Annotated in this window: 14 protein-coding genes; 13 read left to right on the plus strand and 1 reads right to left on the minus strand. The window is 29.6% G+C overall.

Annotation, left to right across the window (positions count from 1 at the left end):
* Nucleotides 1-8 precede the first annotated feature (8 nt).
* The 13 genes from IGI73_RS05340 (at nt 9) to rfbB (ending at nt 15,800) form a co-directional block, all read left to right on the plus strand.
* Nucleotides 9-689, plus strand: a complete 681-nt coding sequence (locus IGI73_RS05340; RefSeq protein ID WP_428206424.1) for a sugar transferase — start codon at nt 9-11, stop codon at nt 687-689.
* A gap of 17 nt (nt 690-706) precedes the next feature.
* Nucleotides 707-1,927, plus strand: coding sequence for a sugar phosphate nucleotidyltransferase (locus tag IGI73_RS05345; RefSeq protein ID WP_428206423.1), 1,221 nt, complete (start codon nt 707-709; stop codon nt 1,925-1,927).
* Nucleotides 1,928-3,061, plus strand: coding sequence for a glycosyltransferase family 4 protein (locus tag IGI73_RS05350; RefSeq protein WP_428206422.1), 1,134 nt, complete (start codon nt 1,928-1,930; stop codon nt 3,059-3,061).
* Nucleotides 3,062-3,070: 9 nt separating this feature from the next.
* Nucleotides 3,071-4,177 carry a glycosyltransferase gene (locus tag IGI73_RS05355; protein ID WP_428206421.1) on the plus strand — a complete coding sequence of 369 codons (1,107 nt, stop codon included), beginning with the start codon at nt 3,071-3,073 and terminating at the stop codon, nt 4,175-4,177.
* Nucleotides 4,178-4,214: 37 nt separating this feature from the next.
* Nucleotides 4,215-5,312: a glycosyltransferase family 4 protein gene (locus IGI73_RS05360; protein ID WP_428206420.1), complete on the plus strand. Its 1,098-nt coding sequence runs from the start codon at nt 4,215-4,217 to the stop codon at nt 5,310-5,312.
* Nucleotide 5,313: 1 nt separating this feature from the next.
* Nucleotides 5,314-6,696: an O-antigen polymerase gene (locus IGI73_RS05365; protein ID WP_428206419.1), complete on the plus strand. Its 1,383-nt coding sequence runs from the start codon at nt 5,314-5,316 to the stop codon at nt 6,694-6,696.
* Nucleotide 6,697: 1 nt separating this feature from the next.
* On the plus strand, nt 6,698-8,368 hold the full coding sequence (locus tag IGI73_RS05370; protein WP_428206418.1) for a phospho-sugar mutase: 1,671 nt from the start codon (nt 6,698-6,700) through the stop codon (nt 8,366-8,368).
* Nucleotides 8,369-8,399: 31 nt separating this feature from the next.
* A complete protein-coding gene (locus IGI73_RS05375; protein WP_428206417.1) occupies nt 8,400-9,470 on the plus strand; it encodes a hypothetical protein in 1,071 nt (356 codons plus the stop codon).
* Between the two features lie 14 nt (nt 9,471-9,484).
* Nucleotides 9,485-10,552 (plus strand): polysaccharide pyruvyl transferase family protein, encoded by a 1,068-nt coding sequence (locus tag IGI73_RS05380; protein WP_428206416.1) that lies wholly within the window; start codon nt 9,485-9,487, stop codon nt 10,550-10,552.
* 5 nt (nt 10,553-10,557) lie between these two features.
* Nucleotides 10,558-11,970: an oligosaccharide flippase family protein gene (locus tag IGI73_RS05385; protein WP_428206415.1), complete on the plus strand. Its 1,413-nt coding sequence runs from the start codon at nt 10,558-10,560 to the stop codon at nt 11,968-11,970.
* A 671-nt stretch (nt 11,971-12,641) separates the two neighbouring features.
* On the plus strand, nt 12,642-13,808 hold the full coding sequence (locus IGI73_RS05390; protein ID WP_428206414.1) for a nucleotide sugar dehydrogenase: 1,167 nt from the start codon (nt 12,642-12,644) through the stop codon (nt 13,806-13,808).
* A 21-nt stretch (nt 13,809-13,829) separates the two neighbouring features.
* Complete coding sequence (galU, locus tag IGI73_RS05395) at nt 13,830-14,702, plus strand: UTP--glucose-1-phosphate uridylyltransferase GalU (RefSeq protein ID WP_086338432.1); 873 nt, start codon at nt 13,830-13,832, stop codon at nt 14,700-14,702.
* Nucleotides 14,703-14,855: 153 nt separating this feature from the next.
* Entirely contained in the window at nt 14,856-15,800 is a 945-nt protein-coding gene (gene rfbB / locus IGI73_RS05400; RefSeq protein ID WP_428206413.1) for a dTDP-glucose 4,6-dehydratase, read from the plus strand.
* Nucleotides 15,801-15,845: 45 nt separating this feature from the next.
* Here the strand turns inward: rfbB and IGI73_RS05405 are convergent, their stop codons facing one another.
* Nucleotides 15,846-16,460: a helix-turn-helix domain-containing protein gene (locus IGI73_RS05405; protein ID WP_428206412.1), complete on the minus strand. Its 615-nt coding sequence runs from the start codon at nt 16,458-16,460 to the stop codon at nt 15,846-15,848.
* Nucleotides 16,461-16,921 lie beyond the last annotated feature (461 nt).

Raw genomic sequence — 16,921 nt, forward strand, 5'->3', positions numbered from 1 at the left:
AATGTGAAATGGGTGAGATTGAAACTTTTGATCTTGATAAAGAAGAAAAAGTTATATTGAATAAAAATAAGATCAGATCGAAATTCTTTTATAACTTTGTTAAGAGGTTGTTAGATATATTAGGTAGCTTTTTTGGGCTGATTTTATTAGCGCCGTTATTTTTAGTAGTGGCTTATAAAATAAAGAAAGAAGACCCCAGTGGTCCAGTATTTTTTTCTCAATACAGAGTTGGTAAGGATGAAAAAATATTTAAAATGTATAAGTTTCGATCAATGTGCACAGATGCCGAAGAAAAACTAAAAGATTTACTTGAACACAATGAAGTTGACGGACCTATGTTCAAGATAAAAGAAGACCCTCGTGTTACTAAAATAGGGAAATTTATTAGAAAAACAAGCATTGATGAATTACCTCAATTATGGAATGTTTTAAAAGGGGAGATGACTTTAGTTGGACCTAGACCACCACTAATTAGAGAAGTGTATATGTATACAGAATATGATAAGCAAAGGTTAATGGTAAAACCGGGCTGTACAGGAGTTTGGCAGGTAAGTGGGAGAAATGATTTACATTTTGATGAGATGGTTGAACTAGATTTAAAATATATAGAATTTATGAGTTTAAAAAATGATTTAAAGATTATTATAAAAACGATATGTATAATAATCAATCCTAATAGTGCGTATTAAGAAAAGATGGTGTGAATATGAAAATAATTTTGCTTTCTGGTGGTTCAGGTAAAAGATTGTGGCCTCTATCGAATGATCAAAGATCTAAACAATTTATTAAAGTCTTGAAGAACGATAAGGGCAAACTGGAGTCAATGGTTCAGAGGGTTTGGAGACAATTAAAAAGAAGTGGTTTACAAGATGTGACATACATTGCAACGGGAGAAAGCCAAAAATCAATTTTGAAATCGCAATTGGGAATAGATGATAAAAAAATAATTACGGAACCTTTCAGAAGAGATACTTTCCCCGCTATAGTACTGTCTTCTTTATTTTTGAAGGATAGAGAGAAAGCTTCAGTTGACGAAAATATATTTGTATTACCTGTTGATCCTTATGTGGAAGAAGATTTCTTTAGGAAAGTGTTTGACTTAGATCAAATGCTAAGAGAAAAAAAATCAAAATTGGGGTTAATTGGGATAAATCCAACATATCCATCAGAAAAATATGGTTATATTGTGCCCAATAAAAGTAAAAAAAATATAGTAAAAACTTTTATAGAGAAACCAAATGAGAAAAAAGCTAAATTACTTCTTTCAAATGGTGCATGCTGGAATGCTGGGGTCTTCGGCTTCAAACTTGGGAATTTAGTGGAATATTTAGAAAGTCAAGGAATGCCTACTAGTTACGAACAATCTGCCGAAAATTATGATCAACTTCCAAAAAATAGTTTTGATTATGAGTATGTGGAGAAGCAACATGATATATGCTTTGTGACATATGAAGGTTTTTGGAAGGATTTAGGCACCTGGAATACACTGATTGAAGAAATGGATACAAAAAGTATTGGTATCTCCAATTCTATTGACTCAGTCAATACTAATATAATTAATGAAACTAATCTTCCTATTGTAACATTAGGAGTTTCAGATTTAATAGTCGTTGCTGGACCAGAAGGTTTTTTGGTATCTTCTATTCCATCTTCTCCAAGGGTGAAGGAAATTAATCCCTCGTATTTCGAAAGTATTAGATTTAAAGAAGAAGATTGGGGAACCACAAAGATACTTAAGAAAGATGAGTTTTCAATAATTGTTGAATATGTAATAAAAAATGGACATAAAGTATCTTTTGATTTGAATGAAAATCAAAAAGTATATAAATTGCATGGTGAAGGTGATATTGAATATTTTTCTAATGAAGTGATATTATATGGTAAAAATAACTTATCAATAATTTGCATAACAGAAGAAGGTGTCTAAGTGGAAAAAGAAACTGTCGCTATTTTTTCGTTCAAAGGTCCTGCTACCAATGATATGACAGGCGGCATTGAAGTGTATGAACTGGAATTAGCAAAAGTATTGGAAAAAATGGGCTATAATATTGAAATTTTCTGTGGTAAAGATCATGATGAAAATTCTCCAGACCAAGAACAAATTTCTGATAATATAAGGGTGAGAAGATATAAAGCAATATTTGGATTTTTACCATTTGCATTAATTTCTATGCATCTATCATTTTTCTTTAAACATAAGAAAAATATTAATTTTTTAATTGAAAATCAATCTGTAATCCCGATGTTCACAACGTTTTATAGAAAAAGCAGGTTGACCATAATACATCATATTACTGGTAAAGATTATTATAGAAAACAAGGTAAAATAAAAGGAAGCATAGGATATTACTTGGAGAAATTTTTTTTGCCTAAGTTATATAAGAAACAAAGTATTTTGACTGTCAGTGATCATACAAAATCACAACTAGTTGAGTTAGGATTCAATAGAGACGCTGTTAAGGTGATACCTCCTGTTGTTAATGTAAAACCCAGTGAGATTGTGTTTCATCCAAGAGAGAATATTATTAGCTACATCGGACGATATACTGGACTCCAAGGAAATAAAAAAATAGATCATATTATCGATGTATTACCTGAAATTATTGATTCGGTACCTGATGCAAAACTTATTATAGCGGGATCGATGAAGAAGGAAGATGAACTTAAAAAAAGAGTTGAAAATTTGAATTTAAACGAAAAAGTATCATTCTTAGGATTTATATCTGATGAAAAAAAATCAGAAATATTAGCTATGTCTAAAGTATTTGCAAGCCCTTCTTATCAAGAAGGTTTCGGAATTACATATATAGAATCTAATATTAATGGAACTCCAGTAGTTGGGTATAAAATTCCTGATTTAATGACAGTCACTGATAGTAGTGGAATTATGGTTGAAAAAGATGATAAGGATTCTTTAAAAGAAGCCATTATAACCCTTTTATTAGATGATGAAAAGTGGAATTTGTTAAGTAAAGGTGCATATGAAAATGCTGATAAATATTCATCCTATCGAGTAAAAAAGGCTTTGAAACTTTACTTAAGAAATATCTTAGACAATTAAGGAGTATTTATGAAAATTGCAATTTTTAGTCAGCGCTGGATAACAGGAGGAAAGGAAGCTTTTATTGTCAACATGCTTAAAAATGTTGAACTAATTGACAATGAAGTCATAATAGTTACATCCTATAAAGAAACATCATTTTTTGATGATCAACTAAAAAAACTCAATATTTCAGTTATTAGTTTGATTGATAAGAAGCAAAATGTATTTAAACGCAACATTTTACTTCGAAAACAATTAAAAGTATTTCTGAGCAATAATTATTTTGATAAAATTATATTTAATATCGATAATGGATGGGATTTAAATCTAGTAAATATTGCCAAAAAAAAAGGTGTTAAAAGCGTAATAGCGCATTCTCATAATTCTGATGTTAGTCATGATAAGTTTAGAGTAATAAAATTATTGGCACACAGATTAGGAAAATCTCTTTACTCATCTTCACCCACAGATTATTGGGCTTGTTCTAACAAAGCGGCAAATTTTGTCTTTAATTCTAAAATGATAGATCAAGTATCTATCATAAAAAACGGAATCGATACGAACAAGTTTATTTTCTCTTCATTAAAGAGGGAAGAAATTAGAAGGGAATTAGGAGTTTCTGTCGATGAAGTACTTATAGGAACTGTTGGAAGATTAAGTGAACAAAAAAATCCTTCTTTTATATTAGAAATAGCAAAAAATCTTCGTTTAAATAGTCAATATAAGTTTATTTTTGTTGGTGAGGGAGAGATGAGAACATACTTACAACATAAAGCACTACAATATGGTATCGAAAACAATATAATTTTTTATGGCAATAGTAAAGATGTAGCTTCTATGATGTCTGCAATGGATATATTTTTGCTTCCTTCAAAATTTGAAGGATTACCAATAACTTTGATTGAGGCACAAACTAATGGTTTACCTATCCTTGTTTCTGATAAAGTGACAGATGAAGTTATGATTGCTGACAATGTTAAATTTTTATCTTTAGATGATGAATTATTGTGGTGTGAGGAAATAAAAAAACTAAAATTAAATGAACAAAGAACCAAATATATAAATAACATCAGAGATTCTGGATACGATATTCATATGACATCAAGGGAGTATTTCGATTTATTGGTGAAATGAGTTTTATACTCAAGTCGAAACAGAAATGAGAGAAAAAATGAAAATTTTGTTTATTCATAATACATTGACAGCTTATAGAACACCTTTTTTTAATGAACTTTCTAAACTGTGTGATTTAACTATAATGTTTTATAATTTAGAAGACAATATCAAAATATACAATGATAAAGATAGAACAAAAGAATTAGATAGTAGTATAAAAGTTTATAAACATTATGACAAAAAAACATTACTACGAATTATGGAAGAGAAGTTTGATTGTATTGTTTTACCACCTCTGGATGATTTAAAATCAATGATTATTGCTAAAACTGTTATCAGGAGAAAAGATACCTTAATAGCTCTTTGGTGGGGGAAATGGGTATACCATAAATCTCCCGTTTTCACAATAAAATGGGCTAAAGATTTAGTACATACTTCGGTATTAAAAATGACAAGTAAATATATAGATTTATTTCTATCATATGGATCAAAATCAAAAGAGTATTTGACTAACGTAAATATTCCAGAAAAGAAAGTTTTTAACTTTATTAATTCAACTGAAGTAAATCAGAAAGGGAGTAATTTGAAGTTGCGTGAAAAATATAATATTATGTCAGACAAAAAGATTATACTTTTCATGGGACGAATTGTAGAAAGGAAAGGGGTTGAAATATTAATAAAGGCTTTTTTAAAAATAGATTACGAATCTATGCACCTTTTAATATGCGGAGATGGCCCTAATTTGAACTTTTTAAAAGAAAAATATGGTTCTAATGAGGGTATTACTTTCACTGGTCAAATTATTAAGGAAGATATCTCGAATTTCTATATACAAAGTGACGTATTTGTAATCCCTTCATACTTATTTAAAAATAGTGTTGAACCTTGGGGATTAACTGTAAACGAAGCACAACAATTCAACCTGCCAATTATAGCAACAACTGCTGTTGGGTCTGCCTACGACTTGATAAATAGTAAAAATGGAATAATGATTGAGCAAAATAATGTAGAAGAATTAGTGGATGCTTTGAAATATTTAATTGGTGGTAAAATTACCAAAGATATGGTAAAGAAAAATAAACACGAAAATTCACCAAGAAAAATGGCGTTGAATTGTTTTGATGCAATAAATCAGTTTCATAAGGGGAATTAAATTGACTAAGAGAAAAGTTGCTAAGTTATTCATAATATATTTTTTTTCAGTCGTATTTATCTTGTACTTTCTATTTTTTTTCAAAGATTTTACGTATCTAGACCTAAGTATAGGTCTAGGATTTTTGGCAAACTTTTTACTATGTTTTATTTTTCTAGTTTTTGCTAAATTAAATATTTCTACTTATAAGGTATGCTATTATTTTATACTAGTTTTCTTAATTATGGCACCTTATTCTCAAATTATATCGGATTATGCACCTTGGGGGGAATATCTTACTAAAAGTGAAATAATAGAAACTAATTTAATTATTTTAGTTTTTCAAATTACTTTTTTTGTAAGTTATTTGTTTAGTCAAAGAAAAATTTTAAGCAATCCCCTTCCACGTTTGGATAAAACAATAAAAACAAATAATAAATATGTAAGCTATTATATGTTATTTGCGATTATTTGCTTTCCAATAGGTGTATGGTTATTTGGATTTAATAATCTTTTTACCAAAAATAATCTCTGGGACGATGGCGAATCATTTTTGTTTTTAATTGAGTTTCTTGTTAGATCAACACCGGTGATAGTTTTATCAATACTATTGAATACTAGAAAAAGCAACGTTGCGATTAAGCCTAGACTATTAAATCTTAAAATCATTGTTTTAACAATAATTAGTATTTTACTTAACTTTCCTGTTTCTTTATCAAGATTCTTATCAGGTACAGTTTATTTAGGTTTGATCATATCATTTTTAAAAGATAAGTTTTGGAAAAGAAAGCTTTTTGATGTCATGGTTATTTTTTCTATAACGATCATTTTTCCTTTGTTTACCTTGTTTAAAAGATTTGATTTAATTGAAGGTTTTCAGAATATATCAAACTTTTCATTTGGTAATTTTAACAATGTAGACTTCGATTCTTTTACTATGATTGGACGAACAGTTAGATATGTGAATGAACATACTTTTTCTTATGGTAAACAATTAGTTTCGGCATTGTTGTTTTTTGTACCTAGGTCTGTGATTGACATAAAAGGTAAACCTACCAGTACTTTGATAGCTGAGTCACAGGGTTTTTTCTTTACTAACCTTTCTGAACCTATAATGGGAGAGGGCTTTTTTAACTTTGGAATAATTGGCGTTATTATTTTTGCAGTGATATTAGGATACAATTTTTGTAAATTAGATTACATGTATTATTATTCTAAAATAGAAAATTCTAATATTAATTATGTAGATATAATATTTCCTTTTTCTTTAGGCTTTGTAGTGTTTTTATTTAGAGGTGCACTGCAGCCTGTTGTTGTAAGAATTATGGGATTCTTCTTACCTTTAATATTAATATTTATATTTAATAATTCGATAAACAATTCAAAAGGAGTGAAAAATAAATAGAATGAAATTTCAAGAAAAGTTAGTTGAGTGGAAATCTTTCAAGGATATTACAGAAGAAGAATTAAACGAATTAAATTTATTAGAAGAAGATGAAGATGAATTAATTGAAAGGTTCCATAAAGATTTAGAATTCGGAACAGGTGGACTAAGAGCTTTAATGGGTATGGGAACTAATCGACTTAATAGATATACAATTCGTAAGATTACTTATGGATATGGTAAATTCTTGATTAACTATTACGGAGATTGTGTAAAAGATAAGGGAATCGTAATTGCTTACGACGTTAGAAATAATTCCAAATTGTTTGCACTTGAAGCAGCTAAAACTTTAGCTAATTTAGGAATTAAATCAATGATATTCAAAGAAGCTACAACTACTCCTGAATTATCTTTTTCTGTAAGTCATCTTAATGCTATAGGTGGTATTGTAATTACGGCCTCGCATAATCCTCCAGAATATAATGGCTATAAAATATATGATTGTACTGGATGCCAAGTAACACCTAGTCTTGCAGATATAATTATTGATTATATTAATGGAACAAAAATTAATGAATTAGGGATTATAGACCAAAATCTTATTAATTATCTGGATGATCATGTTAAGAATGATTATAAAAATTTTGTAAAGCGAAGCCTGATGTCTAACTCAACTGAATCTAATTTCGCCCAATTAAAAGTCTTGTACACACCTTTGCATGGAACAGGTAATAAGCCCATCTTATCTTTATTAAATGACAATAAAAATTATGAAGTTTATTCGGTTGCTAGCCAATTAACAGAAGACCCGTTATTTTCTACAGTCAAAAGTCCAAATCCTGAGGAAAAAGAGGCTTTTATTTTGGCTTTAGAAGAAGGGAAGAAGCATTCAGTTGATCTAATTATGGCAACCGATCCTGACTGTGATAGAGTTGGAGCATATGTTAAAGTAAATGACGATTTTATTGCTTTAAGTGGAAATCAAATAGGTAGCATCATGGTCTATTATATGTCAATTTCAAATAAAAAATATATTGAAGATTTGAAAAGACCATATATATTGAAAACAATAGTCACATCTAATTTAGGAAGTAAAATTGCCGAAAATAATAATATTAAGTGTATAAATACATTGACAGGTTTTAAATATATAGGTGAAAAAATCAATGAATACTTAAATGATTATGATTTTCTGTTGGGATATGAAGAATCGTATGGTTATCTCACAGGTACACATGCTAGAGATAAGGATGGTATAAGTTCTTCACTTTTAATAGCGGAAATGGTTTCTTTCTATAAACATCAAGGAAAAACCCTAATCGATGTATTAAATGAAATTTATTCGCAATTTGGCTATTTTGAAGAAGAATTAATTTCATATACGTTTGAGGGAAGAAATGGATTAAACAAAATAAATGAGATTATGTATAAATTTAGGGAAATAAAACTTCATGACAAAATATTCTATGATGCAAATATAGTTAAAATCAATGACTATTTAAAGTCAATTGATAATTTACCAAAATCCGATGTAATAAAAATAATTTTTGATAATGATTCATGGGTGGCAGCTAGGCCATCAGGAACTGAACCAAAAATTAAATTTTACATTGGATCAACTGGCTCATCAAAAGAAGAGGCTCTAAAAAATCTCATAAATATAAAAAAATTTATTGAAACTTCAATCAAGTAAGCTTTATGAGTGTTTTATTAAGAATTGATAGGTGATTACAATTAAAAAGTATGAAGGTAGTATTATTCCGTTCTCAAGTAAAAGTAATAAATATATAAGTTTAATTAAGAAGATGCTGAAATTATCAGAATTTGAACTTAACGAATATTCTAAAGTGCAGCTCATATTAAAAAAAACTGATTTTTTAGTTTTAAATTGGGTAGAGAGTCAAATTATAAATGATAGGATCATAGTTTCTATGATTAAATTTGTATCTTTGTATATCTATATAGTCGTATTAAGTTTAAGGACTAATATCATATGGACTATGCACAATAAGCGACCACATGGTAGCAAAGGAATAGAATACTTTCTTTCTAAAAAGATAATGAATCTTTTGGCAGTAAAATCTAAATCGATAATTATACACTCTGAGGAGTCAAGGAAGTTTTTGACACAAAAATCAAGAATTGCTGATAAAGTAATTTATCTTCCTCACCCTAACTATTGCAATTGCTATGGTGATATTTTATCAAATGAAACAAATGATACTACTTTGAATCTTGTATTTTTTGGTGCAATAAATGAATACAAAAATCTTGATATACTAATTGAAATAGTCAAAGAGTTAGATAGATTCCCAATTGATTTGAAAATCTATGGTAATGGAAATTTTGATATCATTGACAATCTAAAGAAAAAAATTGAGAAATCAACTAATATCACTGGTATTTTTAGGTTTATTGAAGACGATGAAATTCCTCTCATTTTTTCTAATGCTCATATTATTGTAACTCCTTATGATTTAAATAGTAGTTTAAATTCAGGGACTAACATTTTGGCATTTTCCTATGCAAAAACTATCTTAGGTCCCTATAATGGTACACTAAAAGATATGGATAAAATTAATGAGTATTTCTTTGCCTATGACTATGAAACTAAAGAAGAACATAAAGAGAAGTTAATGGAAAAAATACTATTTATTTTAAATAAGTATGATAGGAATTTTAATGAGTTAAATCATCTAGGAGAAAAATGCTATGAATATGTCCAGGAGAATAACAATATCACTAAAATAAGTGAAATCTTTAAAGCTAAACTTTTGTTAAAAAACATATGGTAGTAGAGGAGAAATTGATGAAAAGAATTTTATTTACAGGTTACTTTGGAGCGGGAAATTTCGGCGATGATTTAATGTTATCTGTATTTTGTAATAATATTGAAAATGAGAATAAATTATATTTTCTTAAGATTTTTCCCCAAGATATCACTGTCGATATTCCAGATTTTGTAAAAGTTATTGATATTTCCATGTATGGTTCAAAAGTCCAGAAAGTTATTTATGGATTGATTATGACTCGTATGCATATGTTTTTTTGGATAGGTGGCACGATTTTTACTGAGCATGACGGAGATGGTGCCTACTCTTTTGTAAAAATAGCAAAATTGCTAAAAAAAAAATATGGTTATCTTGGTGTAGGTATAGGACAATTACACAGTGAAAAACGTATCTATCGAAGTAATTATGCGATACAAAACGCAAATTTTATAACATTTAGGGATAAAAATTCGTATGAAATAGGTAAAAGACTTAATCATAATGTTTTTTTAACTCAAGATTTAGCATACTTATATTTAGAGAAAAAAAATATTGTACAGGAAAAAGATCAGGTAATTATTTCTTGGAGAGAATTAGGAAAACAACTCTCACTAAGCGAAGAATTAAATCTTATAAGAATATTGGCAATCAGTATTATTAAGAGTAAATTAGATTTCTTGAAAATAAAAATAATTCCACTGGATGATAGTAATGATTATGATAAAAATTTAATTTTGTATAAAGAATTAATTGATTTGTCAGATCATGCCGAGAATATTGAAATATTATGTGATTTGAAAGCTGACGAAAAGTTTGATTTAATAGCAAGCAGTAAGATTAATATTATGGGGAGACTTCATGGAGTATTTGTATCAGAAGTTTACAAAAGGAATACCTTGAGTATGAGTTATAGTTTGAAAATGGATGAATTTTTGAAAGATTTAAATAAGTCTGAAGACAATATATATATTTCTGATTTAAATATTGAAACTGTTGATAAAATTTTACAAATAAATAATCCGATATCTGACTATAAGATAGAACAAAATATAGCATTGGCAAAGGAAAATATATTTCTTTTTAATAGCTTTGTTGAAGGTGTATAAATTATATGGAAAAATACAAAAAGTTAATTGGTAATTCTTTAGTTTTTGCAATTGGTAATTTTGGAAGTAAAGCAATCAATATTCTTATGGTACCTTTATATACTTTTTTTATGACACCAGGAGAATACGGGGTAGTAGATTTATTTAATACAACTATAAGTTTGTTTTTACCCATAATTACCATAAGTATTAGTGAGGCTGTCATAAGATTCACACTGGATAAAATTAACGAAGAAAAATCTGTAAATAAAGTTTTATCGAATGCTATCTTTATTAACGTAATATCAATTTTAATATGTACATTATTATACCCAGTCCTATCTTACTTTGAATTGTTCGAGGGATATTTATTTATGTTTATACTGCTGTTAAGTTTGAATCAGTTGGAAGCAACCTATACCCAATTCACAAGAGCGATAGGTAAAATTAAACAATTTGCTATAAATGGATTAGTTATGACTTTGTTAACAGCTTGTTTTAATATTATATTTCTTGTTTATATGTCTTTAGGAACCAATGGATTTTTGCTATCACTTATTTTAAGTAACTCTATATCAATCATATATTTATATTTTGTTACAAATAGTTTTGAGAGAGTGAAGATAAAGTTAATTGATTTTAAGCTTATAAAATATATGATTAAATACTCGATTCCATTAATTCCCAATATGATAATGTGGTGGTTAATCAATAGCTCTACTCGATATTTTATTTTATTTTTTGTGGATGCCACAGCAAACGGTATTTTTGCAGTGGCTAACAAAATTCCAACTATTTTATCAATGTTTACTTCTATATTTCAGCAAGCATGGCAACTTTCCGTTTTTGAAGAGTTCAAAAATAACGATAAAGATAAATTTTATTCACAAGTTTTTAAAATATATTATAAATTTTTATTCACGTTATCATCGTTAATTATTCCCTTTCTACATATTATTGTTCCCATTATTATTGATGATAGCTTTATAGAAAGTTGGCAAATTATACCAATATTATTAGTAGCCGTTATCTATCAAAGTTTTTCAAGTTTTGTTGGTACGATATACACGGCTTCAATGAATACAAAAGGAATTTTTGTATCCTCAATTATTGGTGGATTAATATCTGTATTATTAAACTTCATTTTAGTGCCCTATTATGGATTAACTGGTGCGGGATTCTCATCAGCGTTGAGTTTTGTATGTATGTTTGTGATAAGATATTATGATACTAAGAAAGATATAAAACTTAATATCGATTTTCGATTTTTTATATTTAACAATATTATGATTCTTTTACAAATAGTATTAATACGAGTAATAGGCGGGGCTATTATTCTATTTGTTGTAAACATCCTTGTCTTCTTTATTCTTTTGGTGTTTAATTGTTTGAGTGAAAAGAAAGGAATTATAAAGTTAAAAAGAATTATAAGGAAATAAGTTACGAATTATAAAATATTTTAAATGTGTTAGAAGCATTCAAGGTAATATACTTGAAAAAGGAAATATTAATCCTTAATTCCATTTTCCAAACTCTTAAGAAATCTAAGATTCATCATATAACCCATCACTTTTAATCTTGTTTCTGTAATTCTAAGACAATTAGGAATTGTCGACTTAACTATCATTTTTTTCGCTTTCCATAGAGATAGGAATAAACTCTGCTATGGATGATTAATTGAGGTGACTCATTAGACTTTAAAAATTGGTTTGGAAATTATTACTACAAGATTTTTTTCATTCAGAATTAATATTGAAAAAATCGTTCAGAATTCTTACCAGTTTCAATAATGAGAGATTGGATCATTGATTTCATCGAATTTATATAGATTTTCACTAAATTAGTTTGATTATGGAAATTTGTTATATATAACTTACGGAATTAGATAAATAATTAGACCGATTAAAATTAGTTTTATTCTTTTACCTAATTTTTGAAAGGTGATCATAAAAGATTTAAAGTTATAACTTTATTATTCTCGCTCATCGATTATTAAATCAAACTCCAACAAATAAGGTAAGATTAGTAATAAAGTTAAGAAGAGAAAGGTATTTGGTGAGGTTATTATATCTTGCTGATGCTATTTTAAAGAAAGGTGGATTTATTGATAATGAAAATAGGTGTCATAGGAATGGGATATGTGGGGTTAGCAAATGCACTTTTGCTGGCGCAAAAAAATGATGTTATAGCTTATGACATTTTACCTGATAAAATAAGTTATTTAAGAACAAAGAAATCGCCCATTTATGATAAAGAAATCGATGAATTCTTGATTAGGAAAGATTTGAATGTAGAATTTACTAATGATTTTGAAGATGCAGTAAATTTTGGAGATTATCTAATTATTGCTACACCTACAGATTACGATGAAAAAAAGAATTACTTCAATACTTCAACAGTTGAAGATGTTATAGAAAAAGCATTGGCCATTCGACCAGATGCAACATTTATTATTAAGTCAACAGTTCCGGTCGGTTATACTTTAGATGTTAAAGCAAAGTTTAACACTGAAAATATAATTTTTTCACCTGAATTCTTACGTGAAGGTAAAGCATTATATGATAATCTACATCCATCAAGAATTGTTGTTGGTGAGGTTTCAGATCGTGGTCAAAAAATTGCTAATTTATTTAAAGAAAATGCTTGGGACAAAGATGTTAGAGTATTGCTAACTAACTCTACTGAAGCTGAAGCTATTAAATTGTTCTCCAATACTTATTTAGCTTTACGAGTTGCTTATTTCAATGAATTAGATACGTACGCTGAATCTCGTGGACTAGATAGTCGACAAATTATCGAAGGGGTAGGGTTAGATCCAAGAATAGGTTCTCATTATAACAACCCTTCATTTGGTTACGGTGGTTATTGCTTACCTAAAGATACGAAGCAGTTGCGTGCAAATTATGAAGATGTGCCAAGTAATATTATTGGCGCAATTGTCGATGCCAATACAACTAGAAAAGATTTTATAGCTAATCAGATTCTGGCTAAAAACCCCAAAACTGTAGGGATTTACCGCTTAACAATGAAAGCTAATTCTGATAATTTTAGATATTCATCGATTCAAGGTATTATGAAGCGTATTAAAGCAAAAGGAATCGAGGTGGTGGTGTATGAACCATCCCTTAACGAGGAAACGTTCTTTAATTCTAAAGTGATTAAGGATTTTGAAGAATTTAAAGACATTTCGGATATCATTGTAAGTAATCGTTTTGAAAGTATTCTCGAAGATGTTAAAGAAAAGGTATATACGAGAGATATTTTTGGAGATAACTAATATTCTTTTGGAGGGGCAAAAATGAAAAAAGTTCGTAAAGCTGTTATTCCTGCAGCAGGGTTAGGGACCAGATTTTTACCAGCAACAAAAGCAATCGCAAAAGAAATGTTACCAATCGTTGATAAACCAACGATTCAATTCATTGTTGAAGAAGCAATTGCTTCAGGAATTGAAGATATTTTAGTTGTGACAGGAAAAGCGAAACGTCCAATTGAAGATCATTTCGATTCAAACTTTGAATTGGAATCAAACCTATCATCAAAAGGGAAAAAAGAGCTTTTGGCACTTGTTGAAGAAACGACAGGAATCAACTTGCATTTTATTCGTCAAAAACGTCCTTTAGGTTTAGGACATGCGGTTCTCCAAGCAAAAGCTTTTGTAGGCGATGAGCCATTTATCGTCATGCTGGGAGATGATATTATGGAAGATGATGTTCCATTAACAAAGCAGCTGATCAACAATTATGAGAAAACAAACGCATCTACTCTTGCGGTCATGAAAGTTCCTCATGAAGACACGTCAAAATATGGCATCATTAATCCCAGTGAAGAAGCCGCAAAAGATTTATATAGCGTGAGCGAATTTATCGAAAAACCATCACCTGCAGATGCTCCGAGTGATTTAGCAATTATTGGTCGCTACCTTTTGCGGCCAGAAATCTTTGGAATACTAGAAGATCAAGAACCAGGAGCAGGAAATGAAATTCAACTTACTGATGCGATCGATTCACTAAACAAGATCCAACGGGTATTTGCTCATGAATTTAAAGGCAAACGCTATGATGTTGGTGACAAGCTAGGAATGGTTGAAGCAAACATTGAATACGGATTAAAACATCCTGAAATCAAAGATGAACTTCGGAGTTATATCAAAGAGCTAGCTGAGCGAATATAAAAATAAAAAGCAATCAGATGAAACTGATTGCTTTTTTATTTATAATATTATTGAAGATTGCTTATATAAATGGTATCTATTGTAATATGATATTCTGTTTCTAAATGAATATTTCTCAGGCAGCATTGATTATAGAGAAAGGAGGCTACAAACATGAACGTATTAATTACAGGTGGTGCTGGATTTATTGGGAGTAATTTTATCAGATTTATAATTGAAAAAACGGAAAGTACGATCGTTAATTTAGACTTATTGACATATGCTGCAAATCTGGAATATTTAGAAGAAATCCAACAATTACCTAATTACCATTTTATTCAGGGAAATATTAAAGATAGTACATTGGTTATGAAGACCATACAAAAATTTAAAATTGATTGTATAATAAATTTTGCCGCAGAGTCTCATGTAGATAATTCAATAAAAAATGCGGAAGACTTTATTCAAACCAATATAGTTGGCACTGCCAATTTGTTAGAATGTGCTAGATTATCCAAAATTAAATATCTACAGATATCAACGGATGAAGTTTATGGTAGTTTAACAGAAGGATATGCTGATGAGAAAACATTTTTGAATCCTAGTTCGCCATATTCTGCATCTAAGGCTGCTGCAGATCATCTTGTTATGTCCTATCATAAAACCTACGACTTGAATGTCAATATTGTTAGAGCAGCAAATAATTACGGTCCAAATCAATACAAAGAAAAATTGATCCCGTTGATGTTACACCAAATAAGCAATAATAAACCATTGCCGGTATATGGCAATGGTTTGAATAAACGTGACTGGCTATATGTTGAAGACTTTTGCAGGGCAATCTTCATCGTATTAGAGTGCGGAAAAACGGGTGAAATTTATAATGTTAGCGCCCATGAAGAAATTGATAATCTTACTTTAGTTAAGAAGTTATGTCACTTATGCTCTTATGATGAACGCATGATTGAATTCGTTGAAGATCGATTAGGTCATGATTATCGTTATGCCATGCAAACATCAAAGATAGAATCACTTGGCTGGAAACCAAAAACAAACCTAGAAAAAGGTTTAATTAAAACTGTAAAGTGGTACTCTGAAGACAACCGGTTGGAAAGTTGAAATAGCATATAAGATCATGACTTTCATTGGATAATCCTTCATGGCTTACATCTCAAACTTCCGCCAATCAAACAAATAAATCACCCCAATTGCTTTAAACGTCAAATAGATAAAATGACCATAATTATGGCCAATCAGATGTAACGCATCTGCGGAAGCTCCTTTATTCGACCAAAGAGTAAAACCTAATATAATGGCTAAGATCAACAGACCTTTTCCTAATGCAAAGACAATTGTTTTTGCAGGGAGGGGTCTTTTTTTTGTGAGGAAAAAGCCGAATAAAAGGACAAAGTTAACTAGTAACAAAAAGTGTGCAGCAGCTGTCCATAGGGTCATTGTTCCTGTAGGTGTTAAGAAGTCGGTGAAAACGCAAGCGACGACTGCAGTTAAATTAAGCAAGTATAGAGGAAGGCGGAAGGTTGGTTTCTTCTCCTCGCTCATTCTTTCTGGTTCTTCTGCTAATTGTTCTGGTTTTAGTAGTGACTCTAAATCGATTTGATAGAGATCACTTAATTTGATCAATGTGTCGATGTCTGGGGTACTTCGGTTGTTTTCCCAATTTGAGATCGTTTGTCTGGTAACAAATAATTTTTCGGAAACTTCTTGTTGGGTGAGTCCTAACTTCAAGCGACTCTCTTTTATTTTTTCAGCTATAGTCATTTCAATGCTCCTTCTGACCTATCCTATCATAAAGCGGTTCAAAGAAACAATTGTAAAGCTCGATTTAACGAAAAAATGCACAAGTTCTTTTCTTTGTTTACATAAGATTAAATTTAAATGAGCTTATGTCAGATGTTCCTAAAAAATTTCCTGAAAGTGCTAGATTTTTTTCAGTGAATCCTTCATCTGTAATAAGTAACAATTGTCATATATGAAGTGATAAATGTTCAAAGATAGCACATATTGAGAGTAGAAGATAGACTTGCTCGAATCATTCAAAAAAAGAAAGCCACGATCAAGTAAAAAATAGTTTCCTTTTTTGAAAATGAAATCATTGATAAAACAAGGATGCAAAGAAGCTTTGCGCTGATTTGCACTGGATTTGCTTGAAGGCAAGGGTGCTTGAATTATAAAATTCTGATGAGGTGATGCAATGCGATGACAAGTGAATTAAGTATACA

This window comes from Enterococcus sp. DIV0755f (assembly GCF_051713725.1).
Taxonomy (GTDB): domain Bacteria; phylum Bacillota; class Bacilli; order Lactobacillales; family Enterococcaceae; genus Enterococcus_D; species Enterococcus_D casseliflavus.